Genomic DNA, 23,556 nt, shown 5'->3' on the forward strand with positions numbered 1-23,556 from the left:
GCCACCCGTTACCGCCCGATCCCCGCATAACGCGGCACCGACGACGGGGCGAGCGCCCGCCTGCCGTCCACCACCAGCGGATTCGCTCCGAGGCCGGACAGCACCTCCGGCAGCCGCTGATACTGCTCCCACCTGGTGACCAGCACGACCGCATCGGCACCTTTGACCGCGACCGGCAGATCCGCCACGTGCGTGACGCCGGGGATGCCGGCCACGGCCTCGGCGCCGACCACGGGGTCGTGCACCACCACGTCCGCGCCCCTGCTGCGCAACTGACGGATCACCGGGAACGCCGGCGAGTGCCGGGTGTCGTCGGTGTCCGGTTTGAAGGCCAAGCCCAGAACCGTCACCCGGCGGCCGGCGAGCCCGCCCAGGGCACGTTCGGCGATGTCGGCCAGTCGCACGGGCTGCTCGTCGTTGACCGCCGCGACCGCCTGCAGCACGCGCAGCGGCGAACCTGCCTGCTCGCCCAATGCGGTCAGCGCGGCGACGTCCTTCGGCAGACAGCTCCCGCCGTAGCCGCATCCGGCCGCGAAGAACGCCGCAAGGCCCGCCGGGCCCGGCGATTCCGCGGTGAGGTAGCGCGACAAGTGCACGCCGCGCATGACCTCCGTGGTGTCCACGCCGCCCAGCGCCGCTCCCAGGTTGGCCAGCTCGTTGGTGAACGAGATGGCCGTGGCGAGCATGGCGTTGGAGGCATACTTGATCATCTCGGCGGTGCGCGCGTTGGTCTGCACCAGCGGAGTGCCCGCGAAGCCCGCGTACACCTCGCGCAGTGCCGCTACCGCCAGGTCGTCGCCACCGATGACGATGCGGTCCGGGTCGAGGAAGTCCGCGACCGCCTGGCCCTCGGTCAAGAACTCGGGATTGGCGCCGACACCGAAGTCCTGCCCGGGCCGCAGCCCGGACGTCTCCGCCAAGACCTCCGTCAGCGGGCCGTCGGTCGTCCCAGGCACCACGGTGCTCTTGACGACCACACTGCTCCCCGGCCGCAATGCGCCGCCCACCTCCGCGGCCGCGGCGGTCACGAACGACGTGTCGATGCTGCCGTCCGGCCTGGCGGGCGTACCCACGCAGATGAACGTGACGTCGCTGCCGCTGACGGCGCCGGCCAGGTCGGTCGTGGCGGTGAACCCGGCCCCGATGTGGTGTGCCAGCAGGTCGTCCAAACCGGTTTCGAAGATCGGTGCCCGGCCGGCGTTGATCACATCGACCCGAGCCGCGTCGACGTCCACGCACACGACGCGATGCCCGTGCTCGGCCAAGCCCACGCCGGTGACCAGCCCGACGTATCCGGCTCCGATGACGGCGATCCGCATCATTGCTCCGTCCCGCCGGGATTGCCGGCATACCACTGCAACGTGCGCCGCAAGCCCTCTTCCAGGCCGACCCGCGGCCGGTAGCCGAGGGCGCGCAGCTTGCCGATGTCCGGGCAGCGCCGGTTGGGGTTGTCGACCAGGTAGGCCGACTCCGGGCTCGGCTGGTGCGTGACGGCGAGCTGACGGCCGGTCAGCTCCCTGGTGACGTGCGCGATCGCGGTGGCCAGCTCGAGCATGGAGATCTCCGGGCCGTCGATGCCCACGTTGTACGGTTCGCCGTCGCCGCCCTTGAGCAACGCCAGGTAGTAGCCGGTGACGGCGTCGGAGACGTAACAGAACGTGCGGCGCGGGGTGCCGTCCGAACGCAGCACCAGGTCGCGCCCGGCCAGCGCGTCCCGGCACAGGTCGGCGATCACCCGGCCGTCGGTGATCTTCATGCCGGGGCCGTAGTTGTTGAACGGCCTGGCCATCCGCGCCGGCACCCCGAACTGCTGCGCGAAGTTGACGCACAGCGTCTCGCCGAACCGTTTCGACTCGTCGTAGCAGGCCCGCGGACCGGTGCAGGAGACGAACCCGCGGTAGGTCTCCGGGGTCGGGATCGCCGCCGGATCCGGATCGCCGTAGATCTCGCTGGAGGAGAAGAACAGCATCCCGTCGAAGCGGGCCCCGGCGGCCAGTCGGCTGGCGGCGTAGTCGAGCAGGTTGCGCAGCCCGGTGATGTTGGCGTCCATGGTCTCGATGGGGTGCGCCCGGTAGTACGTGGGTGACGCGATGCCCGCCGCGTGGATGACGTAGGCGACGTCGCCCATGTCGTCCGGGAGCGGTTCCCGCACGTCGTGCGGCCGCAAGGTGACGTCGTCGCGCTGCGCGAGCCGGTCCAGCCATGGCGGCACGCCGCGGATGTAGTTGTCGAACACCGTGACCGCGATCGGCGGCGCGCCGGGGTTCAGGTCGTTCCAGGCCAGCGGCAGCTGGACCAGGTAGTAGCCGAGGAAGCCGGCGCCGCCGGTGATCAGCAGCCGCCGGCCGGACATCCTGGCCAGGTCGGCGCCTGCGGCTGCCAAGTCGGCAAGCATGATGGCCAGGTCGGCGGCGCACACCTCGTCGGCTCGCATACGGGCGGTCACGCTGGGCGCAGTCATCGTGTCAGGTGCCTTTCAGCCGTTCGTCATGGTTCGCGGGTCGGGTTCGATCACCCGGGGACTCGGTTCCAGCAGCACCCAGCGGCCGCCCCGGCGTTCCACCTCGGGCAGCCGGGCGCGGACCTCGGCGAGCATGTCGGGCACGAACAGCACCACGTCGTCCGGAGCCAGTGCGACCAGCTCGTCGGGTGCGATGATCGGTACCCCGGCCCCGGGGAACCGCCTGCCCTGCTTGGCCTCGGAGGCGTCGGCGACCGCGGGAAGCAGGTCGGGGCCGATCCCGGCGTGGTTGAGCAGCGGCACCGCCCGAGAGGCCGCGCCGTACCCGATCACCGTGCGGCCCTGCGCCCGCTCGGAGGCCAGCCAGCTGCGCAGCACCAGTGCCGACTCGGCGGCGGAGGCGGCCAGGCCGCGCAGCACGTCCAGGTCGCCGACGCCCGCGGCCAGCTCGTCGTCGATCAGATGCTGGACGGACGGGCTCACCGGGCCTTGGCGGCGCGCGGCCAACAGGACGGTTCCGCCGTAGAGGTCGAACCACCACGCGGCCACGGCGCGCAGCCCGACCGATGCCAGCATCCCGGCCACGGCGGGCGTGGACAGGTAGACCGGATGACCGTGCCGGATGGTGTTCCACTGCTTGCCCCGCAGCACCGCGGCCAGGGAATGGAACTGCACCAGCAGCAGGCCGTCCGGTTTGAGCTCGGCGGCGCGCAGCCGCAGCGCGGCGGCTTGGTCGGCGTCGTGCATCAACCCGAAGCTGTCCACCACGACGTCGGCCTGCCCCCCGGCGGCGGCCCGGATGCCCCTGGCCTCGAGCAGCCCCAGCCACGATCCGCCATGCGGGCTGCTGTGTTCGAGGGCGACCCCGCCGTCCGGCAGCAGCCCGGCGGCGTGTACCGCGGCCACGGCCTGCTCGGCCTGGCGGACCAGCGCCACCGGCTCGACGCCCCGCGGCTCGTCCGGCTCGGTGGGATCCTCCGCCAGCTGGGCCAGCCGGCAGGCAGTGCAGACCCACAGCCGGAGCGGGTACACCGGGTCCGGCTCGGCGGCGTCGGCAAGCGGGAAGTAGTCGCAGGCCGGCTGCATGCCCAGGTCGGCGACCACCGCACCGTCCACGCTGCCGCAGAACCGGCAGCGGACTTCCCCGTTGGGCACCGTCATGACGCACCCACCCGGAGGGTGACTTTGGCGGCGTGGAAGGCTTCGGCGTATCGCTCGCCCGACTGCACACCGCGCACCCTGGCCAGGCCGCGGAAGGCTTCGTCGTCGAACCATGTCCGGCCGCGCTGCGAGCCGTAGTGCCGGTGCAGGATGTCGAGCTTGTCGGCCAACACCTGCTCCGGCAGCGCCACGTACAGGTTGGGCTGGGCCAGGTCGCCGTCCCACTTGAGGATCTCGTAGCCCAGCGCCTGGTGCGCCCGGAACACCGTCGGCACCAGCTTGGCCAGCGCCCGGTGGTCCTGGTGGGCGTCGTGCGGCGACGGCGCCAGGATCAGGTCCGGCTCGCACCACGGCCGGACGGCTTCCAGCGCCTCCTTGGCGCGCAGCCACTGCGCGGGAACGCGTCCGTCCAACAGGTCGAGCACCGTGACGTCCAGCTCGGCCTTGGCGCACAGCGCCGCCAGGGCCATCCGCTCCTCGGCTTCCCGGTCGGTCCCGGCGCCGGACAGCACCAGGGCGGTCACGCGCATGCCGGGGTTGGCCCGGCACAGCTGCAGCACCGTGCCGCCGCACCCGATGGCGATGTCGTCGCAATGTGCCCCGAGCAGCAGGAGACGATCCACCCGCCCGAGGGCCGCGGGCCCGGTCACCGCTCGGTCAGCTGCAACGCGGGCAGCTGCTGCGGCTCGGGGTGCTTGGGCGGCGGGTCGGCCCGGCCGTGCTCCCACAGCATCCATGGTCGGTTGCCCGCCGCGTAGGCGGCGTCCAGCGCGGCGCGTTCCTTCACCGTGTCCGCGGCTTGCCAGAAGCCCCGGTACGGGTAGGCCAGCAACCGGCCGCGCTTGGCCAGCTCGGTGCACACGTCACCGACCAGGTCGCCGTTGGGCGGCAGGTAGTCGAAGATCTCCGGCCGGAGCACGAAGTAGCCCCCGTTCTCCCACAGCGGCATGGTGGAGACCTCGATGATCTGGTCCACCCGCGACTTCTCGCCGAGCTGCACCACGTGGAAGGCCGACTGCGGCGGCACGGCCAGCAGCGAAGCTCCCGCGTCGGAGGCGGCGAACCGGTCGATGATGTCCGGCAGGTGCGCGTCGGTGAGCACGTCGGCGTAGTTGGCCAGGAACATCTCCTCGTTCTCCACGTAGCGGCGCACCCGCCGCAGGCGCTCCCCGATCGGCGAATCCAGCCCGGTGTGGACGAACGTGATGGTCCAGTCGCTCATGTCCGACGTGAGCATCTCGACGTTGCCGTCGCGCAGGACGAAGTCGTTGGACGCCGTCTCCGAGTAATTGAGGAAGAACTCCTTGATGTGGTCGGCCCCGTAGCCGAGGCACAGCACGAAGTCCTTGTGGCCGAAGTGCGCGTAGTAGCGCATCACGTGCCAGATCAGCGGACGCGGGCCGACCATGGCCATGGGCTTGGGCAGGGCGGACACCCCGTCGCGCATGCGCATGCCATAACCGCCGCAGAACAGGACGACTTTCACGGCGCTACCTCCACTACTTCCAGCTGCGGGATGGCGAAGACCAGGCGCCCGCCCCACGCGCCCACGTAGGCCAGTTGCTCGGTGAGCTCTTCCCGCAGGTTCCAGGGCAGGACCAGCACGTAGTCCGGGCGGTCGTGCGCGATCCGCTCCGGCGGCAGGATCGGGATGCGGGTGCCGGGGGTGAACCGGCCGTGCTTGTAGGGGTTGCGGTCGACGGTGTAGGCGAGCAGATCGGTGCGGATACCGCAGTGGTTGAGCAGCGTGTTCGCCTTGCCAGGGGCCCCGTAACCCACCACGCGCTTGCCGTTGCCTGCCGCTTCGATCAGGAACGCGGTCAGGTCGCGGCGGACCTTCGCCACGGCGGCGCCGAAGCCGGCGTATCCGGACAGCTCGTGCAGCCCGGCCGCCTTCTCCGCGGCGAGCACGTCGGCGACTCGGCCGCTGGGCTCGCCTGCGACCTCCACCGGGCGGGCCCACAGCCGGATCGAGCCACCGTGCGTGTCGATCAGTTCGACATCCACCAGGGCCAGCCCGCCACTGGCCAGCGCCCGCTGCGCCGATGCGACCGTGTAGTACTGGAAATGCTCGTGGTAGATGGTGTCGTACTGGTTCCGCTCGATCAGCGTGAGCAGGTGCTGCACCTCGATCGAGACCCAGCCGTCGTCGGCGACCAGCGCACGCAGGCCGCGGGTGAATCCGACGACGTCCGGGATGTGCGCGTAGACGTTGTTGGCCACCACCAGGTCGGCCGGGCCGTGTTCGGCACGCAGCGCGGCACCGGATTCCGGGGTGAGAAACGTGGTCACCGTCGGTACTCCCTTCGCCCGCGCCGCTTCGCCGACGTTGACCGACGGTTCGACGCCGAGGCACGGAATGCCGCGCTGCACCACGTGCTGCAGGAGGTAGCCGTCATTGCTGGCCACCTCGACCACGAACGAACGGTCGTCGAGTCCGAGGCGTTGCACGGCGTTGTCGACGAAGGTGCGCGCGTGCGCGACGAACGAGTCCGAGTAGGACGAGTAGTACGCGTACTCGGTGAAGGTCTCCTCCGGCGTGATCAACGGTGGGAGCTGGGCGAGCAGGCAATCGGTGCATACCCGCAAGTGCAGCGGGTAGGTCATTTCCGGCTCGTCCAGTTGCTCCGCGGTGAGGAACAGCTCGCACGGCGGTGTCGCCCCCAGATCGACCACGCTGGCCAGGGCCGCGGATCCGCACAGTCGGCAGCTCGTCATGTCAGTACGCCCCTTCGCCGCCGATGACGGCCCGTAGTGTCTTCCACAAGATCATCAAGTCGAGTGCCAGCGACCAGTCCTCCACGTAGCGCAGGTCGAGCCGCACCGACTCCTCCCAGGACAACTCGCTGCGCCCGCTGACCTGCCACAACCCGGTCATGCCCGGCTTGACCAGCAGCCGTCGCCGCACGCTCGGGGCGTACCGGGCGGTCTCCTCCGGCAGCGGCGGCCGCGGGCCGACCAGCGACATCGAGCCGGCCAGCACGTTGAACAGCTGCGGCAGCTCGTCGATCGAGTAGCGGCGCAGGAGCCGGCCGACCCTGGTGACCCGCGGATCGCGGCGCAGCTTGAACAACAGCCCGGCGCCTTCGTTGACCTCGATCAGATCGGCCCGCATCCGGTCGGCGTCCGGGACCATGGTGCGGAACTTCAGCACGGTGAACGGCACCCCGTCCTTGCCGATCCTGCGCTGCTTGAACAGCACCGGGCCGCGGCTGTCCAGCTTGACGGCCACCGCGGTGACCAGCATCAACGGGGACAGCAGCAGCAACAGCACCAGCGAGCCGACCCGGTCGACGACGGATTTGACCAGGCGGGAGAATCCGGTGAACGCCGGCTGGCTGACCCGCAGCAGCGGCATGCCGAGCACGCCGGAGATGTGCAGCCGTGGCCCGGCCACCTCCATCAGGCCGGGCGCGATCACCATCTCGGTGCCGGTGCCCTCCAGGTCCCAGGCCAGCCTGCGCAGCCGCTCCGGCGTCCAGTACTGGTCCGGGGTCACCGCCACGATCCGGTAGCCACCGCGCTTGACGTGCTCGGCGACGTCGGTGAATCTCCCGACCACCGGGACCCCGTCGATCTCGGTGCGCTCGTCGCTGCCGCCGTGGACGGTGCAGGCCGCGGCCACCCGCCACCCCACATGGGGCGCCTTCTTGGTGCGGTCGATCAGGTCGGTGATGGATTGGTGCGTGCCGGTGGCCAGCACCGGCAGCAGGCATCTGCCCTGCTTGCGCGCCCGGTGCAGCCAGCGCCTGGCCAGGTAGCGCTGCGGGAACACCAGCAGCGCGATGGCCGGGACGACCACGAACACCCAGAACCGGGCCCCCGCCGGGCTGCCCGCCGCCAGCAGTGCCACGTTGAGCGCGACGATCGACGCGAACAGGCCTTTGCCCAGCCTGCCGAACTCCTCGGGGCCCTGGCCGAGCACCACCGGATGCCACACCCGGCTCAGCCCGAATGCGAGCATCACCGCGCCGACGGTGAGCACCTCGAGCGTGATCAGCGAGGGCAGGCCGAACAACGGTGTGACACCCCAGTGCGGGTGCCGCGTCTGCATGATCGCGCCGACGACGACCACCACGACGACCGTCGCGGCCAGATCGGCGGCGATGATCCACTGCCGGTACCGACGCTCCCACGCGGTGACCGGCGGCCGGAACGACCGTGAGTAGAACGCCTCCCGATCCAGCCGCGGCTGAGCCGGCACGGTGGGCGTGGAGGACTCGACACGGTCACTCATCGCCACGCCCCTTCCGCCCGGCGAGCACGCGCAGCGCACGACCGGGCATCAGCTCCTGTGGAATCCCGGCGGCGAAACCAGATCCTCGACCCCGCGGTTCACCGCCTTGCCTGCCTCCAGATTCGCGGCTTCACCCGAAAGAGTTACGCGGGAAGGAATGGGATTTTTCGGACTATCTCGGCGCGACAGCGGGATCGGTCGCCGGAGTAGCGGCACACGAACCACGCAACCACCGGCGCCAAGGTCACCGATCCGTACTCGGGCGCCAAGGTCACCGATCCGAGCCCAGGGCCACCAACCACCACGTCCGCCATCCGGGCGCCGGCCGAGAACGTGCTCCGCGGGCGGCTCGACGTGGACGACCAGGGCACCTGCGGTCAGGAAGCGCATCACGCCGCAGTCGATCGTCCACGGGCGCATGGCTGACCCCAGCTCCGCGGTCTTGGAGATCTTCTTCACCGCCGATCGTCCACGGGCGCATGACTGACCCCCGCCGGCCATCAGCGGTCACAGCTTCCTGTCGCAGGAATCGGCATCGATCGGCTCGCGAGCAACCGTTCGACCGAAATCCGAGTGTCCACCGCCCGCCCCAGCGCGAGTCATACCGAATCGACCGATGCCCGGTTCACCTTGCTCGCACCACCCAGTGGCAAGCGGTCGGCTGCGCGCCGGAGCGATGCTTCCGGGCAGGCACACGCACCACGCAGCGCGTACCGCAAAGATCAGGCGCTCTTCGCGCCGGGCCACGCGTCGGCCAGCAGCTGGCGGGTCTCCCCCAGCAGCTGCGGCAGCACCTTGGTGCGGCCGATCACCGGCATGAAGTTCGAATCGCCTCCCCACCGCGGGACCACGTGCTGATGCAGGTGGGCGGCGATCCCGGCGCCGCTGACGTAGCCCTGGTTCATGCCGATGTTGAACCCGTGCGCGTTGGACACCGACCGCACCACCCGCATCGCGGTCTGAGTCAGCTCGGCGACCTCGGCGGTCTCCTCCTTGGTGAGGTCGGTGTAGTCGGCGACGTGGCGATACGGCACCAGCATCAGGTGCCCGGGGTTGTACGGGTACAGGTTCAGCACGGCGTAGGCGACCTCACCGCGGAAAACGATCAATCCCTCGGCGTCGTCCAGCTGAGGGATGCGGCAGAACGGGCAGCCCTGTGGCTCGTCGCCGTCCGGCTTGTTCTCGCCTTTGATGTAGGCCATGCGGTGCGGCGTCCACAGTCGCTGCAACGCGTCCGGGACGCCGACACCGTCCTGCACCTCGTGCGCCCCGCTGTCCTGCATAGCCACCGATCGTAGTCAGCCGACCGTGAAGTTCTCCGCGCTCGGGGAGGCGTTCTCCCTGCGCTCGATCCACCCGGCGATGGCGTCGACCGCGGAGTCCACCGGAACGCCGTTGACCTGGGAGCCGTCCCGGAAACGGAACGACACCGCGCCCGCCTCGACGTCCTTGTTGCCCGCCAGCAGCATGAACGGGACCTTGTGCGTGGTGTGCGTGCGGATCTTCTTCTGCATCCGGTCGTCGCTGACGTCCACCTGCACCCGCACCCCGCGCTCGCGCAGCCGCTGGGCGACACCCTGCAGGTGCTCGACGTGCTCGTCGGCGATCGGGATACCGGCCACCTGCACCGGGGCCAGCCACGCCGGGAAGGCCCCCGCGTAGTGCTCGGTGAGGATGCCGAAGAACCGCTCGATGGAGCCGAACAGCGCGCGGTGGATCATGATCGGACGCTGCCGCGACCCGTCCGGCGCGGTGTACCGCAGGTCGAACCGCTCCGGCTGCTGCAGGTCGACCTGCAGCGTGGACAGCTGCCACGAGCGGCCGAGCGCGTCGGTGCAGTGCACGTCGATCTTCGGCGCGTAGAACGTGCCCTCGCCGTGCCCGATCCGGTACGGCAGGCCCGCCCGCTTGAGCGCGGCCTCCAGCGCGGCCTCGGCCCGCTCCCAGTCCTCCAGCTCGCCGAAGTACTTCTCCGGGCGGGTGGACAGCTCGGCGGTGAACTCGGTCAGGCCGTAGTCGCGCAGCAGGTTCAGCACGAACTCCAGCAGGCTGGCCAGCTCGTCCTGCAGCTGGTCGGGGGTGCAGTAGATGTGCGCGTCGTCCTGGGTGAACCCACGGACCCTGGTCAGCCCGTGCACCACGCCGGACTTCTCGTACCGGTACACCGAGCCGAACTCGAACAGCCGCAGCGGCAGCTCCCGGTAGGACCGCCCGCGCGCCTTGTAGATCAGGTTGTGCATCGGGCAGTTCATCGGCTTGAGGTAGTAGTCCTGCCCCGGCTTGCGCAGCTTCCCGTCGGCGTCGTACTCGGCGTCCAGGTGCATCGACGGGAACATGTTCTCCGCGTAGAAGCCGAGGTGGCCGGAGACTTCGTACAGCTGCGACTTGGTGATGTGCGGGGTGTAGACGAACTCGTAGCCCGCCCGCTCGTGGGCCTGGCGGGAGTAGTCCTCCATCGCCTTGCGCACCACGCCGCCCTTGGGGTGGAACACCGCCAGGCCGGAGCCGATCTCGTCCGGGAAGCTGAACAGGTCCAGCTCGGCGCCCAGCTTCCGGTGGTCCCGCCGCTCCGCCTCGGCCAGCAGCTCCAGGTACTGCTCCTGCGCTTCCGGCGACTCCCACGCGGTGCCGTAGATGCGCTGCAGCTGCGGGTTGCGCTCGTCGCCGCGCCAGTAGGCGGCGGCCACCCTGGTCAGCTTGAACGCCGGGATGTGCTTGGTGGTCGGCACGTGCGGCCCGCGGCACAGGTCGGCCCACACCGTCTCGCCGGTGCGCGGGTCGACGTTGTCGTACATGGTCAGCTCGCCGCCGCCGAGCTCCATCACCTCGGAGGTGTCCACCTGCTCCTTGGCGCCCTTGAGGTCGACCAGCTCGAGCTTGAACGGCTCGTCGGCCAGTTCGGACTTGGCGTCGTCGACCGACGGCAGCACCCGGCGGGAGAACCGCTGCGCGGACTTGATGATGCGCTTCATGCGCTTCTCCAGCCGCTGCAGGTCCTCCGGCGTGAAGTTGTGGTCGATGCCGAAGTCGTAGTAGAAGCCGTCCTTCACCGGCGGCCCGATGCCCAGCTTGGCCTCCGGGAACTCCTCCTGGACGGCCTGCGCCAGCACGTGCGCCGCCGAGTGCCGGATGACGCTGCGGCCGTCCTCGGTGTTGGCCGCGACCGGCTCCACCTCGACGTCGGTCTCCGGCACCCACGACAGGTCACGCAGCACGCCGTCGGCGTCCCGCACCACGATGATCGCCTCCGGGCCCTTGCCGGGGAGCCCGGCCTCCCGGACGGCGCTGCCCGCCGTAGTGCCCGCCGGCACCACCACACGCTCGGCGGGTGCAGCTGCGGACGAGTACGGCTCGGACACGATGACTCCTCACGACGGGAAACTCCAAATGCGGTACTGCGGATGCTAGTCCCCGCCGCGAACGCGTTACGCACCGTGTCCGGCGTTCCCCGGCGCAGCGCCTGCCTGCCCCGGCAACCCGCCGGACCGCAGGCAGGACAGCACCGTCCGAGCCACAGGCCGGCCGATCGCAGCCAGCTGACGAACGGCTGGAACGCCCGGATCAGTCCCGCTGCATCGCCTCCATCTTGGCGATTTCCGCCGACTGAGTGGCGATGATCTCGTCGGCCATCTCCTGCACCCGGATGTCGGAACCGTCGCGCTGCACCTCGTGGGCCATGGTCAGCGCACCTTCGTGGTGGGCGATCATCAGCCGCAGGAACAAGCTGTCGAACTTCGCGCCACGGGACGCGGCCAGCTGGTCCAGCTGCTCCTGGGTGGCCATGCCCGGCATGCCCTCATGGTCGTGCTGCATGCCGTGCTCGCCGTGGCCGTGGTGCCCGCCCTGGCGGTGCCCCTTGGCGCCCGGCACGTCCAACGGCTCGCGGCCGTGGCGCTTCAGCCAGGTGTTCATCATGTCGATCTCGGCCCGCTGCGCGCCGGCGATGCGCTTCGCGATCGCCTTGACCTTGGCATCGGACGCGCGGGTCTCGGCCAGGTCGGTCATGACCACGGCTTGCGAGTGGTGCACGACCATGTCCTCGACGAAGCGGAAGTCCGCCTCGTTGGGCTCGTTCTTCGGAACGGCGGACCGGGCCTCCTCCGGCGAAAGCGTCTTGTTCGGCTCCCCCGGCTTGCCCGGCGCGATGACCGACGGCGCCGGTCGGGCGCCTTGCTCTCCCCCACCGTCGTCATCGCCGGTACAGGCGGGCAGCGCCAGCACCCACAACGTCAATGGCACGACGATCCATCTGCGCACCGTTTCTCCTTTTCCTTCCACGGCACCGCACACAATGGCGCGGCTGCCAAGCCTTGCCGCATCACCGGGCCGCCGTCAACACCGTCACCAATGCCGGACAATCGCCACGGCAGCCCCACCGAGGCAATGACCGTGACATCCGCCGAATGAGCGCCGCCTGCCGCATTCCGCATCTCGACGCAAGCCGCACCGGCGGCCTGGAACGAACTCCGCTTGCCGAAAATGGCCGGGCCGCACGCCGAACTGGCCGGACCTCGGACCGGCGCTGTCCGGGTACGCATACCGGAACCCGGACGAATTCGCCGACGCGCCTTCGCCGACACCCCATCTTTCCTATTTCGGACATACCGGATATCAGCCGCAAACATCGGGTAAATACCAGGTCGACGGCCAGATTGATCACGGGCCGTGACCGGACTCGCCGGTCACCTCGTCGCAAGCCCATTTCGCGTGACGCGAACGATCCTTCGGCCTTCCACGGGATGTGCGCCATTTGTGTCGGAATTTCGGACACTGAAACGAAAAAGTCGCGCGATCGAGCGACCTCACGCGGTACCGTGCGCAACGGGAGTCGGCGCCGAACCGTCGACCTGTGGGAGAAAGGCGACATACCGTGACAGGCACCCGTACCCGACGTTGGCGTGCCGCCGCGCTCGCCGTGGCGCTTGGCGCATCGCTGCCGAGCACGGCATTCGGCACTTCGTCCGCGGTCGCGAACACCAGCACGCCGGGCCCGGACGAAATCGTCACCAGCCCGAACATGAAGCACATCGCCAACGTGCCGTTCCAGGACCCGTTGAAGGACGGTGCGGTGGGCACCGACATCGCGTTCACCGACGGGCACGCGATCGTCGGCAACTACAACGGATTCACCATCTACGACATCAGGAATCCGAAGAAGCCGAAGATCGTGGCCAACGTGCTGTGTCCCGGCGCGCAGAACGACGTCAGCGTGCACAAGAACCTGCTGTTCTTGTCGGTCGACGCGCGCCGCAGTGACGACTCGTGCAACTCGCAGCCGCAGAACGACGGCACCAAGCCGTACTGGGAAGGCATCCGCATCTTCGACATCTCCGACATGCGCAACCCGCGCTACGTCAAGTCGGTGGAGACCAAGTGCGGCTCGCACACCCACACGCTGGTGCCGGCCAGGTCCAGCAAGCACGTGTACATCTACGTGTCGTCGTATGCGCCGTCCCCGTCGCTGTCCAACTGCCAGCCGCCGCACGACCTGATCTCGATCATCAAGGTGCCGGTGCGCCAGCCGACCAAGGCCAAGGTCGTGGCCACGCCGGTGCTGTTCCCGGACGGCGGCTTCCCGGGTGACGGCTGGGACATCGACAAGCCGGGCGGTGTGCCCACCGAGGGCTGCCACGACATCACCGTCTACCCGGAGAAGAACATCGCCGCGGGCGCCTGCATGGGTGACGGCGTGCTGATGGACATCACCAACCGGGAGAAGCCGAAGGTGATCGACCGGGTCACCGACGCCGAGCACTTCGCGTTCTGGCACTCGGCCACGTTCAGCAACGACGCCTCCAAGGTCGTCTTCACCGACGAGCTGGGCGGCGGCGGCGCGGCCACCTGCAACCCGGAGATCGGCCCCGAGCTCGGCGCCAACGGCATCTACCAGATCGTCGGCAAGGGCAAGCACCGGAAGCTGAAGTTCCGCAGCTTCTACAAGATCGACCGGACCCAGACCGACGAGGAGAACTGCGTCGCCCACAACGGCATGCTGCTGCCGGTGCCGGGCAAGGACATCATGGTGCAGTCCTGGTACATGGGCGGCACCGTGGTGTGGGACTTCACCAACGCCCGCAAGCCGAAGACGATCGGCTTCTTCGACCGCGGCCCGGCCTCCAACCCGGCGGAAGCGGGCGGTACGTGGTCCAGCTACTACTACAACGGCTACATCTATTCGTCCGACCTCGGTAAGGGCTTCGACGTCCTGCGCATCGACGACAAGCGCACGGACCCGGCGAAGAAGGTCAGGACCAAGGTGCTCAATGCCCAGACACAAGAGCACTACCGGGAACGCTGACCCGTCGGCGGCCTGAGTCGAGTTCGGCAACGACCAGGGGCGTCTCCCTTGCGGAGGCGCCCCTGGCCCATGTTCTGCGGAAGCAGATCATCCAACACCCGGCGTGCCGCGGCAGGCGGGTCGCTCCGCGCCGGCCCGGTGGGCAGAGCTACTTGCGGCCCGGCGCGTCGTGCGGTCGCGTCGTCCGCGTGCGCATGGCGAGCAGGTGCAACCGCACCACCGCGTAGCAGCCCCCGATCGCAAGCAACCACGGCACGACCGTGACGTCGGCGCCCGCCGCGAGCGCCACCGACGCCAGGGCAAGGCCGGCCACGGTGTCGATCAGCCGCACGACGAACGTGGCACGCGACAGCTTGCGGGCCACGACCTCGGCCACGGACGGCAGGCCGGCCGCCCACACCGCCAGGTACACCGACCAGCCGAGGACGAGCCACCCGGGAACGGGCGCGCCGGTGAGCAGCTCACCCAGCGGTCCGGCGAGCGCGGCGCACACCAGGCCACAGGCCAGCGTCCCGGCGGCCAGCACGACGGCGAGGCGCGCGGTGTCCGGGCGGCCACGCTCCGGCTGCTTCTCCGCGGCGGCGAACCGCGGCAGCAGGTAGCTGCCCGCACCGTTGACCACCACCTGGAGCGCCGCCACCACCAGGCGCCCGGCCTCCAGCAGGCCGACCGCCGTCAGCGACCCGAACACGCCGACCAGCACCCGCACGGCCAGCAATGCCACCGGCCGCAACGTCGCGTGCGCGGCACGCCAGCCGGCGAACTGGGCGAGCCTGCCCATCCCCTGCCAGCCGGGACGAAGGTCACGCAGCTCGTCGCGCGGCACCCGCAGGACGCCGAGCCCGACCGTGACGACCGCGCCGATCGCCATCGCCACCACCAAGGCGGTCAATGTCAGGCCGCTGCTGGCAGCCACCAGCAGCACAGCCAGCGTCACCACCAGATACAGCACGTCGTTGCCGAGCAGCCTGGTGAAATCCATTCGGGCGATCAGCAACCGGCGCAGGGTCTCCCGCACCAGCCACACGACGGCCAGCACCGAGAAGGCCAGCAGCAACGGGATGTCCGGGCCGCGCAGCAGCACCACGGTCACGGCGGCGGCCCCGGCCGCCAGCACCCAGGAGGTCAGCGCGCTGCCGACCAACGCGCCGCGCACCACCGCGTCGTGCCGGTCCAGCACGGCGAGGCTGTCCCCGACGTAGCCGGTGTACACCGCCGAAGCCGCAACCAGGAATCCCAGCAGCACGGCGAACGCCCCGAACTCGGCCAGCCCGAGCGCGCGAGCCGCCACCACCTGCAGCACCATGCTGGTCGCCGCGGTGACCGCCTGGGCGGCGACCGGCGCCGACAGCCGTCGCAGGGCGCGCACCGCCGCCCTGACCGCGGCCGCCGCGCGCGTCATCGGTTCCGGGTGGCGAAGGTCAGCACGTACCCGGCGACCTTGCCACCGACGATCCGGATCTGCTCGATCAGCCTGCGCAGGCCCGCCGCGTCGGCGTCCCGGCGGACCACCACGATGACCGCGTCACTGGCCCGCACCAGCGCACCCGCTTCCGGTGCGCTGGCCGGCGTCGGCGCGTCGATCAGCACGATGTCGAACTGCGCGCGCATCTCGCCGATCGCCCGGTCCAGCAGCGGCACGCTGAACCGTTCGAGCACGCCGTCGACGTAGGCACCCGCCGGGATCACGGTGAGCGTGACGCCGTCGCCGAGCTCGACCACCCGCATGGTGTTCTGCGGGCGCACGTTGCCCATCGCGATGTCGGTCAGGCCGGGGTGCTTGCGATGGTCGTCCTCGTTCCCGTACGGCTGCTTGGCCGCCAGCCCGATGCTGGTCGACAGCCCGTGCGTGCGCACCGCACCGTCCACCAGCAGCACGTTCAACCCGCTTCGGGCCAGCGCGCTGGCCAGCTGGATGGTCGTGGTCGTGACACCGCTGCCCGACTCGCCGGTGACGATCAGGACGCCTTCGTCGATCACCTGCTGCACGCCGAAGGCCACCATCCGGTACGTCTTCGACGGTGGCGCACCCAGCCACAGCAGCGCCGCGGCCTCGTCCCTGCTGACGTGTTCGATCTCGCCGAGCACCGGCTCGTCCACCAGCGCCTCGAGCTCGGCCAGGTTGCCCACCCGGCGGTCCCGGTCGGCGCGGAACCAGGCCACCGCCACGGCGATCACCCCGCCGACGCCGAACCCGATGACGCCGTCCCTGGCCACCGCGCGCAGCAGGGCCGTGCGGTCCGGTTCGGTGTCGTAGACGAACGCCACGCCGTCGCCGATCTGGCTGGCCGCGACCTTCAGCTCGGTGGCTCGCTTGTCCAGTTCGGACAGCGACTGCGCGGCCGCTTCGGTGTTGGCGGAGCGCCGGGTCCCCTCCGGGGTGTCGGCCAGCCGCTCCTCGATGGACTTGCGCTGCTCGGCCAGCGTGTCCAACAGTGCCTTGACCCGCTGAGCGACCTCCGCGCGGGAGGCTTCCCGGTACGACTCGATGACCGCGCGCATGATGCGGGAGGCCTCTTCCGGGCTACCCGCGGCCACTTGCAGCACCAGCGACTCGCCGGTGTCGGACGCCTCTGCGGTCACCGCGTCGCGCAGCGTCTCCTGGGTCACCGACCCGCCGAGCTTCTCCATCGCACCCGCGATCACCTTGTCCGACGTGACGAACAAGGCACGCTGATTGGCGTACCGGGCGAACGCCGTCTCCCCGGACTCCACGCCGAGCACACCGGCCTTGTCCGGCGTCTTGAGCGCGAGCCTGGCCTGCATCCGCGACGGCTCGCCGACGATCAGTGCCACGAGCACACTGAGCAGCACCGCAACGCCGACGATGATCAGCGAGCTCGTCCGGTACCGCCACACCGCGTCGACGAGCCGTGGCGATGGCAGCTCGTCCATGTCATCGTTCTCCCTGGCTGGCCCTGCCCATCACGGACGGTTCAACCTAACAGATTTGCCACACCTCCCGCCCCGCCGCGTGCCGCCGGTAACACGCCCGGAGGAAGCGGCGATAAGGGCGGTAATGAATCTCCGTACCGTCATCCCGCCCGAACGGACCGCGTCGCGATTCACGCTGTCCGCTAAGCTGACGGCGGCGATTCTTGCACGTCCGTTGGTGTCCATTCTGTTCGCCGAACCGACCACCGTTGGCCCATGACTGTCGTTACCCAGCTCAGCTTCGTTCAGGCCCTCGACAAGCTGCGCTACGCGCAAAAGAGCGCGAAAGGCGCGCCTGCCTATTCCCGGTTCGTCAACCGCAAGGCCGGGCGCGTGCTGGCCGCGGCCGCGTACCGCATCGGCGCGACACCGAACCAGGTCACCGCGGTCAGCGCGCTGTTCACCTACGCGGCCATCGCGGTCGTCGCGCTGGTGCCCCCGGCCCCCGCGGTCGGTGTGATCATCACCGCATTGCTGGTCGTCGGCTATGCACTGGACGCCGCGGACGGCCAGCTGGCCCGGCTGCGCGGCGGCGGGTCGGCCGCCGGTGAATGGCTCGACCACGTGGTGGACGCGGCCAAGATCTCCGCGCTGCACCTGGCCGTGCTGATCGCCGCCTACCAGCATTTCGACGTGGCGCCCCAGTGGCTGCTGGTGCCGATCGGGTTCACCGTGGTGGCCGCGGTGATGTTCTTCGCGATGATCCTCAACGACCTGCTGCGCCGCGCCACCGGCGCAGGCCCCGCCGCTCCGCCCGGAGCGAAGCACTCGGCCGTGCGCAGCATTCTGGTCGTACCGACCGATTACGGTCTGCTTTGTATAACGTTCCTGACATTCGGATTCCCCACCGTTTTCGGTGTGGTGTATACAGGGTTGTTCGCGGCCAATGCTGCATTTCTCGCGCTGGCCTTGGTGAAGTGGTTCCGGGAAGCCGGAAGATTGGACATCGACCGGGGAGGAGCTCGGTGACCGTCGTCGGTTATGCGCCCGGCGCGTACGACATGTTCCACATCGGACACTTGAACATTCTGCGCCGGGCGGCCGCGGAGTGCGACCACCTGATCGCAGGCGTGGTCACCGACGAGGTGGTGCTCGCCGCGAAGGGCAAGCCGCCGGTGATCCCGTTCCGGGAACGGATCGAAATCGTGCGCAGCATCCGCTACGTCGACGAGGCGGTCGAGGACGAGTTCGTCGACAAGTTCGAGACGTGGAAGAAATTCCGCTACGACGTCCTCTTCAAAGGTGACGACTGGCGGGGTACCCCGCGCGCGGAGCGCCTGGAGCGCTTGCTCAGCGAAGTCGGTGCTCGCGTGGTCTACTTTCCCTACACGATTCACACGTCGTCGACGCTGTTGCGTTCCTGGTTGACGTCGGCAGTCGAAATGAGGGACATGGGGAGCTGACGATGCAAGCCCGCACCGGCCTGGTCGTGGCGTCGGTGCTCGCTGCGTTGTCCTGTCTCACCGCGCTGGTGGTGTACCTGGGTTTCTCGCGCGGTCATGGTGCCGCCGCCGACGGCGGCTGGCTCCCCCGCACCGCCTACCCCGTACCGAAGGACGCTTTGTTCGTCTCGCCGCGCGGTGACGACTCGGCATCCGGCAGCAAAGACGCACCGTTGCGCACGTTGAAAGCCGCTGTTCGCGCGGCCAAAGCGGGGCAGACGATCGTGCTTCGGGCCGGCACGTACCGGGAGAAAGTCGGCCTGATCGGCAAACGCCTGACCATCCAGCCTTACCCGAACGAGCGCGTGTGGTTCAAAGGCAGCCTGGTGGTGCGCGACTGGGAAAAGGCGGGCAAGGTCTGGCAGCACACCGGGTGGCGGGACGAGCTGTGCAACGACTGCTACCTGCCGGACATCATCGACGAGAAGTACCCCCTGGCAGGCCGGCCGCAGATGGTTTTCCTGGACGGCAAGCCGTTGCGCCAGGTCGCCACCCGGGAAGAGGTAGGGCCCGGCACGTTCTACGTCGGTGACGGCGCGGTGGTCATCGGCGACGACCCGGCCGACCGCACCGTGGAAGTCACCGCCTACGACCACCTGCTGCAGTTCGACAAAGGGTCCGACGGATCGCAGCTGCGCGGGGTCGGCATCGCGCACTACGGGTCGAATCAACGCTATGGCGCCCGCGGCGCGATGGTGGTCGTCAACGCACCGCGGGTCCGGGTGGAAAAGACGACGTTCCGCTATTCCGCGTCCACCGGCCTGGCGGTGTTCCAGCCGGGCGGGCGGGTCGTGGACAGCATTTTCCGCGACAACGGCCTCGTCGGGCTGCTCGCGAACCGGGCGGACGACCTGCGGGTCACCGGCAGCAGATTCGAAGGCAACAACGCCGAACACTTCGCCACCAGCGGTGAGGCGGTCGGTGCCGCGGGCGCGAAGGTGACCCGCACCCAGCGGCCGTACTTCGCCAGGAACGTCTTCCGCGGCAACTACGCCACCGGCTGGTGGTGCGACCTGGGGTGCACCGACGCCACGGTGATCAGCAACCGCTCGGTCGACAACAGCGGGCACGGCATGTTCTACGAGGTCTCCAGTGCCGCGTTGATCGCCGACAACGTGCTGGCGGGCAACCGCAAGCACGGGCTGAAGATCGCCAGCTCGGACCGGGTCCGGCTGTACCACAACACCATCACCGGGGAGGGCGCCGCGGCGGTCGGCCTGTTCAACGATCCGCGACTGCCCAGCTTCGACTGGTACAGCGAGGCGAAAGGGCTGACCTGGCTGACCAGCGACCTGGTGGCGGTCAACAACCTGCTGATCCAGCGCAACCCGGCGGCACCGGTCGTGCAGTCGGCCGACTATCGCAAGAACCCGGCAGGGAACCCGGCGTTCGTCGCGCGGGCGAACGGAAACGGCTACCTCCGCGCCGCGTCGGACGAGCCGCTGGCGGTGTTCGTCACCGGGAACGGGAAGGCTGAGCCCTACCCCACCCTGGCCGATCTGCGCCAAGCCGGGTTCGAAAAGCACGGCCTGACCGGCAACCCCGGGGCCGTCCAGCTGGCCGACGACTACACCCTCCAACCGGGGTCGGTGGGCATCGAAGCCGGGCTGCCCATTCCCGCCGACATCGCCGAGGCTCTCGGGGTCGAGGTCGAGCAACATCCGGACCTCGGCATCCTGGTCAGGTAGCCGTCTTCGGCACGCGCCGCCTCGATGCGGCGGGAGCCGATGGCTCGCGTTCTTCCGGCCTGCGCGTCGTCAACGGTACGTCCGGGCGAGCGCAGCCCCGTGTTGCAGTGAAGTGCCTTGCCGGATTCCGACTCAGCCGCCGTGCACACGCACGCCGAGGCGTCGCGCACTGACTGGGTAACCAAGAGCCTGCCCACTCGACCGTCCGTCCCGGTGCTTGGTGGTGTGCCGCTCGACGCAGGTGGCGACGACGGCGACGGAGCGCTGACCGTCTCCGGCTTCGACAACGAGGTCTCGGCAACGGTGAGCGTGTCGGCCACTATCGCCGAGGCCGTGTCGTTTCCCGCCGAGTGTGCGCAATCGCCTGCGTGCCGCACACGCGAAACCGGCCAGGTGAGCGCCGCTGCCACTCACCTGGCCGGTCGTGACCGCCTTGGCGCGCTAGATCGTCGCGCTCGGCGAACCGATCCGGTTGCCGTCCTCGTCGATCGCCCGGATGTAGAACGTGCCGGACGTGAACGAGGTGGTGTAGCTGAACTCCGGAATCGACCACGGCCGGGACGACTTGGTGACCTCGTAGATCGGCTCCGAGGTGCCCACCTTGATCACCTGGTAGGTGATGGCATCGGTCTGCGCCGACCAGGTGCCCTTCCACTTCACCACGACCTTGCCCTGCAGGTTCCTGCTCAGCGTCGGCGCCGGAAACGGCGTCTGCGGTCCGCGGTGCACCGCGCCGGGCACGCTCCGCACGGCGAACCGGGTCAGGCTCTGCTGCGGCTGGCCGTTCACCGTGGTGAACTCTCCGCCGTACACCACGTACTCGTCGTTGACCGCCACGGCCCACGGCCCGTTCTTCCACGGGCTGCTCGACGGGCCGCCGTTGGTGTTCGGGTACCACGGGAAGAACGTCGGGATCGGGTCGCCCTTGCGGACCAGGCCGTAGTTGCGCGGCGCCGTCCTGGTCGCCTGCGTGGTCTCCGCGGTCAGGCGGTAGTACTGGAACGACGCACCCTTTTCTGGCATGACCTCGGACGCCCAGCAGTCGTGGGTGTGCGAGGCGGCGTAGATGACTCCGTGCCGCACCGCGATCGCCTGAGTGTCGCCGAGGCAGCCGTCCCACCACAACGCCTGACCGGTGTCGATCTTGGCGGCCATCCGGCCCTCGAAGCGGGCCAGACCGACACCGCCGACCGAGTCGTAGGCGGAGAAGTACGCCACGCCGGTGCCGTCGGTGGCGATGTCGGTGACCACCGGCGAGCCGTTGACCTTGGCCGCCCACGACACGCTCTTGCCGGTCTGGGAGCTCACCGCGCCCATCCGCCGCTGCGTCTTGCCGTTCAGCTTCTCGAAGGATCCACCGACCAGGACCCGGTTGTGCTCCGGCGACAGCAGCAGCGCGAACACCGTGGCGTCAGCCGTCGGCGCCCACGCCCGGAGCGTCCCGTTGTGGGCGACGGCAGCCAGCCGCGTGCGGGTTTGGTCGCCGACCTTGGAGAACGAGCCACCGACGTAGACGGTCTGGGCGCCGACCGCCAGCCCGCGGACCCGGCTGGAGAACAACGGCTTGAACGTCTCGTTCAGTGCACCGCTTGGCAGGTCGAACCTGGCGATCCTGGACCGCCACTTGCCGTCGATCCGGTCGAAGTCACCGCCCACGTAGAGCGCGCTGCCGCCGGGGCTGGCCTTGATCCGGAACACCGCGTCGCACACGTACTTGTTGGTCCCGGTCTTGGTGCAGTAGTTGCCCGGGTCCGTCGTGCTGGTGAACTCGCTGCCGGAGACCTTGGGCGCCCACGGCAGCAACTGGCCGGTGCGCACGTCGAACGCCAGCAGGTTGTGCCGCGGCACCTCGCCCGGCCCGCCCGGCTCGACACCGGCCGGCCGCGCCTTGGTGAACCGGCCGCCGACGTAGGCGGTGTTGCCGACGATCTCGATGGCGAACACGATGCCGTCGGTCTGCGGGGTCGGAAGCGCACCCGCCGTGGCCGGATGCTTGCTCGGTTCCTGCGCACTCTGTTGCGCCGACGCGGGCAGCAACGACACCACCAGCACGACCAGGGCACCCAGCGCCCCGAGTGCTGCCCAGCTACGACGGGTCAATTTCATCGCGGCTCCAGCTTCGTGACTCGAGCAGTGCGGACAATCGGTGAGCGCCCGCCGCGGGCACGGCCTGCCAAGCGCACGGCGAGCTCGTGATAAGCATCGGCGACGGCGTCCCAGTTGTAACGCTCGTCCAACATGTCTCGTTGTTTCCGTCCACGAACGGCGGCCTGGCCCGGTTCAGCCTCGGCTTCGTCGCACAGCCGGGCCAGCTCGGCGGGGGTGCTGAAGTAGCGCCCGTACTCGCCGAGGACCTCGCGGTTGAACGGCACGTCGTAGGCGGATGTCGGCGCTCCTGCCCCCATGGCGCGCAGCAGCGAGGGGTTGGTGCCGCCGACCGAGTGGCCGTGAATGTAGGTCAGCGCACCGGCGTAGAGCTGATCGAGCAGATCCTGGTCCCAGACCGAGCCCAGGAAGCGCACCCGCGGGCTGCCCGCGGCGATCGCCTCCACCTCGGCCCGGTAGGCGTCGGCGTACGGCGCCGACCCGACCACCACCAGCGGGTACTGCGCACCGGAACGCAGGTAGCCCTCCACCGCGAGATGGATGTTGTTCTCCGGCTCGAAACGGGCCACGACCAGGTGATATTGCGCCGGCCGCAGGCCGAGTTCCGGCAACCGGTCGAACGTGCTGTCCGGCAGAATCGGCGCACCGTACGGGATGTAGGTGGTCTCGATTCCGAACCGGTCGAGGTAATAGTCCTGAATTGCGCGCGAGTCGGCGATGAGGGAATCCGACCAGCGCACCGCCAGCGATTCCGCCCGCCGGTAGTAGACCGACCCGGCGCCGCGCCATTTGGCGCGTTTCCATTCGAGCCCGTCCACGTGGGTGGCCACCGGGATGCCGGCGCCGCGCAGCACCGGCAACAACGGCGCGTTGCCCGCGTTGAACACGAACGCCACGTCCGGCCGTACGCGGCAGGCGTGCAGCACCGACAGGGCGGTGTGGCTGAGCGTCTCCATGACCTTGTGCCGCACCGCAGGCAGGTGCACCAGGCGCATGCCCAGGTGCTCCTGCTGGCGCGGCTCGCCCCGCCCGGTCCGGCAGTACACGGCGACCCGGTGGCCGCGCTCGACGAGGCGGCGGCCGACCTCCTCGACGCACGTTTCGAACCCGCCGTAGCGTGCCGGAACCCCTCTGGTGCCGATCATGGCAATGCGCATGACACAACCTCTGAGCAACTCGGCGGAGCTGGAGTCGTCACTGGGTCGCATACGCCCCCGGCACCGTATGCG

The 23,556-nt window shown here is 69.5% G+C and carries 19 protein-coding genes and 1 pseudogene; 5 read left to right on the forward strand and 15 right to left on the reverse strand.

All coding sequences use genetic code 11. The features are described from left to right. Positions 1–8: 8 nt before the first annotated feature. From YWY_RS0101835 to YWY_RS0101880, 11 genes are all read right to left on the reverse strand, one after another. Entirely contained in the window at positions 9–1,319 is a 1,311-nt protein-coding gene (locus tag YWY_RS0101835; protein ID WP_028846238.1) for a UDP-glucose dehydrogenase family protein, read from the reverse strand. Then, positions 1,319–2,461, reverse strand: coding sequence for an NAD-dependent epimerase/dehydratase family protein (locus YWY_RS0101840; protein WP_028846239.1), 1,143 nt, complete (start codon positions 2,459–2,461; stop codon positions 1,319–1,321). The genes YWY_RS0101835 and YWY_RS0101840 overlap by 1 nt, the downstream gene beginning before the upstream one ends. A 15-nt stretch (positions 2,462–2,476) precedes the next feature. Next, positions 2,477–3,622 (reverse strand): methyltransferase C-terminal domain-containing protein, encoded by a 1,146-nt coding sequence (locus YWY_RS0101845; protein WP_028846240.1) that lies wholly within the window; start codon positions 3,620–3,622, stop codon positions 2,477–2,479. Further along, entirely contained in the window at positions 3,619–4,272 is a 654-nt protein-coding gene (locus tag YWY_RS0101850) for a PIG-L deacetylase family protein (protein WP_028846241.1), read from the reverse strand. Before YWY_RS0101850 ends, YWY_RS0101845 begins: the two co-directional genes overlap by 4 nt. Beyond that, positions 4,269–5,108, reverse strand: a complete 840-nt coding sequence (locus YWY_RS19695) for a sugar phosphate nucleotidyltransferase (RefSeq protein ID WP_051309492.1) — start codon at positions 5,106–5,108, stop codon at positions 4,269–4,271. The genes YWY_RS0101850 and YWY_RS19695 overlap by 4 nt, the downstream gene beginning before the upstream one ends. After that, the gene (locus YWY_RS0101860; RefSeq protein ID WP_028846242.1) at positions 5,105–6,340 is read right to left on the reverse strand and encodes a class I SAM-dependent methyltransferase; all 1,236 of its coding nucleotides are present in this window, start codon (positions 6,338–6,340) and stop codon (positions 5,105–5,107) included. The genes YWY_RS19695 and YWY_RS0101860 overlap by 4 nt, the downstream gene beginning before the upstream one ends. A gap of 1 nt (position 6,341) precedes the next feature. Further along, complete coding sequence (locus YWY_RS0101865) at positions 6,342–7,859, reverse strand: sugar transferase (protein WP_051309537.1); 1,518 nt, start codon at positions 7,857–7,859, stop codon at positions 6,342–6,344. A gap of 48 nt (positions 7,860–7,907) precedes the next feature. Beyond that, positions 7,908–8,318: a hypothetical protein gene (locus YWY_RS23920; protein WP_156899052.1), complete on the reverse strand. Its 411-nt coding sequence runs from the start codon at positions 8,316–8,318 to the stop codon at positions 7,908–7,910. Between the two features lie 263 nt (positions 8,319–8,581). Next, positions 8,582–9,142, reverse strand: a complete 561-nt coding sequence (locus tag YWY_RS0101870) for an HIT family protein (RefSeq protein ID WP_028846244.1) — start codon at positions 9,140–9,142, stop codon at positions 8,582–8,584. 15 nt (positions 9,143–9,157) lie between these two features. After that, a complete protein-coding gene (gene thrS, locus YWY_RS0101875) occupies positions 9,158–11,218 on the reverse strand; it encodes a threonine--tRNA ligase (RefSeq protein WP_028846245.1) in 2,061 nt (686 codons plus the stop codon). A gap of 202 nt (positions 11,219–11,420) precedes the next feature. Then, entirely contained in the window at positions 11,421–12,116 is a 696-nt protein-coding gene (locus YWY_RS0101880; protein WP_245566514.1) for a DUF305 domain-containing protein, read from the reverse strand. A gap of 613 nt (positions 12,117–12,729) precedes the next feature. On the opposite strand from YWY_RS0101880, the gene YWY_RS0101885 reads away from it, so the two are divergent. Further along, positions 12,730–14,157: an LVIVD repeat-containing protein gene (locus tag YWY_RS0101885; RefSeq protein ID WP_028846247.1), complete on the forward strand. Its 1,428-nt coding sequence runs from the start codon at positions 12,730–12,732 to the stop codon at positions 14,155–14,157. Positions 14,158–14,305: 148 nt separating this feature from the next. Here the strand turns inward: YWY_RS0101885 and YWY_RS19705 are convergent, their stop codons facing one another. Continuing rightward, complete coding sequence (locus YWY_RS19705; RefSeq protein WP_156899053.1) at positions 14,306–15,559, reverse strand: oligosaccharide flippase family protein; 1,254 nt, start codon at positions 15,557–15,559, stop codon at positions 14,306–14,308. Further along, complete coding sequence (locus tag YWY_RS19710; protein ID WP_051309496.1) at positions 15,556–17,052, reverse strand: AAA family ATPase; 1,497 nt, start codon at positions 17,050–17,052, stop codon at positions 15,556–15,558. The genes YWY_RS19705 and YWY_RS19710 overlap by 4 nt, the downstream gene beginning before the upstream one ends. Before the next feature lie 255 nt (positions 17,053–17,307). Here YWY_RS19710 and YWY_RS19715 point away from each other — a divergent pair, with 255 nt between their 5' ends. From YWY_RS19715 to YWY_RS24500, 4 genes and pseudogenes are all read left to right on the forward strand, one after another. Further along, positions 17,308–18,060, forward strand: coding sequence for a CDP-alcohol phosphatidyltransferase family protein (locus YWY_RS19715; RefSeq protein WP_038044233.1), 753 nt, complete (start codon positions 17,308–17,310; stop codon positions 18,058–18,060). Further along, positions 18,057–18,494: an FAD synthase family protein gene (locus YWY_RS23925; RefSeq protein ID WP_028846248.1), complete on the forward strand. Its 438-nt coding sequence runs from the start codon at positions 18,057–18,059 to the stop codon at positions 18,492–18,494. The genes YWY_RS19715 and YWY_RS23925 overlap by 4 nt, the downstream gene beginning before the upstream one ends. A 2-nt stretch (positions 18,495–18,496) precedes the next feature. Beyond that, entirely contained in the window at positions 18,497–20,221 is a 1,725-nt protein-coding gene (locus YWY_RS0101910) for a right-handed parallel beta-helix repeat-containing protein (protein WP_028846249.1), read from the forward strand. Positions 20,222–20,362: 141 nt separating this feature from the next. Next, positions 20,363–20,551, forward strand: a pseudogene (locus YWY_RS24500) (beta clamp domain-containing protein); the annotation flags it as partial. Between the two features lie 111 nt (positions 20,552–20,662). On the opposite strand, the gene YWY_RS0101915 reads toward YWY_RS24500, so the two are convergent. Then, positions 20,663–22,327, reverse strand: coding sequence for a delta-60 repeat domain-containing protein (locus YWY_RS0101915; protein WP_028846250.1), 1,665 nt, complete (start codon positions 22,325–22,327; stop codon positions 20,663–20,665). Further along, positions 22,324–23,484, reverse strand: coding sequence for a DUF1972 domain-containing protein (locus tag YWY_RS19720; protein ID WP_038044234.1), 1,161 nt, complete (start codon positions 23,482–23,484; stop codon positions 22,324–22,326). The genes YWY_RS0101915 and YWY_RS19720 overlap by 4 nt, the downstream gene beginning before the upstream one ends. Positions 23,485–23,556: the final 72 nt, after the last annotated feature.

It is taken from the genome of Thermocrispum agreste DSM 44070, from assembly GCF_000427905.1.
Taxonomy (GTDB): Bacteria; Actinomycetota; Actinomycetes; order Mycobacteriales; family Pseudonocardiaceae; genus Thermocrispum; species Thermocrispum agreste.

What these genes read in the sequence shown, in the direction of transcription:
- YWY_RS0101835 (WP_028846238.1), bottom strand. Translation starts at nt 1,319, where the DNA reads ATGCGGATCGCCGTCATCGGAGCCGGATACGTCGGGCTGGTCACCGGC.
- YWY_RS0101840 (WP_028846239.1), bottom strand. Translation starts at nt 2,461, where the DNA reads ATGACTGCGCCCAGCGTGACCGCCCGTATGCGAGCCGACGAGGTGTGC.
- YWY_RS0101845 (WP_028846240.1), bottom strand. Translation starts at nt 3,622, where the DNA reads ATGACGGTGCCCAACGGGGAAGTCCGCTGCCGGTTCTGCGGCAGCGTG.
- YWY_RS0101860 (WP_028846242.1), bottom strand. Translation starts at nt 6,340, where the DNA reads ATGACGAGCTGCCGACTGTGCGGATCCGCGGCCCTGGCCAGCGTGGTC.
- YWY_RS0101865 (WP_051309537.1), bottom strand. Translation starts at nt 7,859, where the DNA reads ATGAGTGACCGTGTCGAGTCCTCCACGCCCACCGTGCCGGCTCAGCCG.
- YWY_RS0101870 (WP_028846244.1), bottom strand. Translation starts at nt 9,142, where the DNA reads ATGCAGGACAGCGGGGCGCACGAGGTGCAGGACGGTGTCGGCGTCCCG.
- YWY_RS19705 (WP_156899053.1), bottom strand. Translation starts at nt 15,559, where the DNA reads ATGACGCGCGCGGCGGCCGCGGTCAGGGCGGCGGTGCGCGCCCTGCGA.
- YWY_RS19710 (WP_051309496.1), bottom strand. Translation starts at nt 17,052, where the DNA reads ATGGACGAGCTGCCATCGCCACGGCTCGTCGACGCGGTGTGGCGGTAC.
- YWY_RS19715 (WP_038044233.1), top strand. Translation starts at nt 17,308, where the DNA reads ATGACTGTCGTTACCCAGCTCAGCTTCGTTCAGGCCCTCGACAAGCTG.
- YWY_RS0101910 (WP_028846249.1), top strand. Translation starts at nt 18,497, where the DNA reads ATGCAAGCCCGCACCGGCCTGGTCGTGGCGTCGGTGCTCGCTGCGTTG.
- YWY_RS0101915 (WP_028846250.1), bottom strand. Translation starts at nt 22,327, where the DNA reads ATGAAATTGACCCGTCGTAGCTGGGCAGCACTCGGGGCGCTGGGTGCC.
- YWY_RS19720 (WP_038044234.1), bottom strand. Translation starts at nt 23,484, where the DNA reads ATGCGCATTGCCATGATCGGCACCAGAGGGGTTCCGGCACGCTACGGC.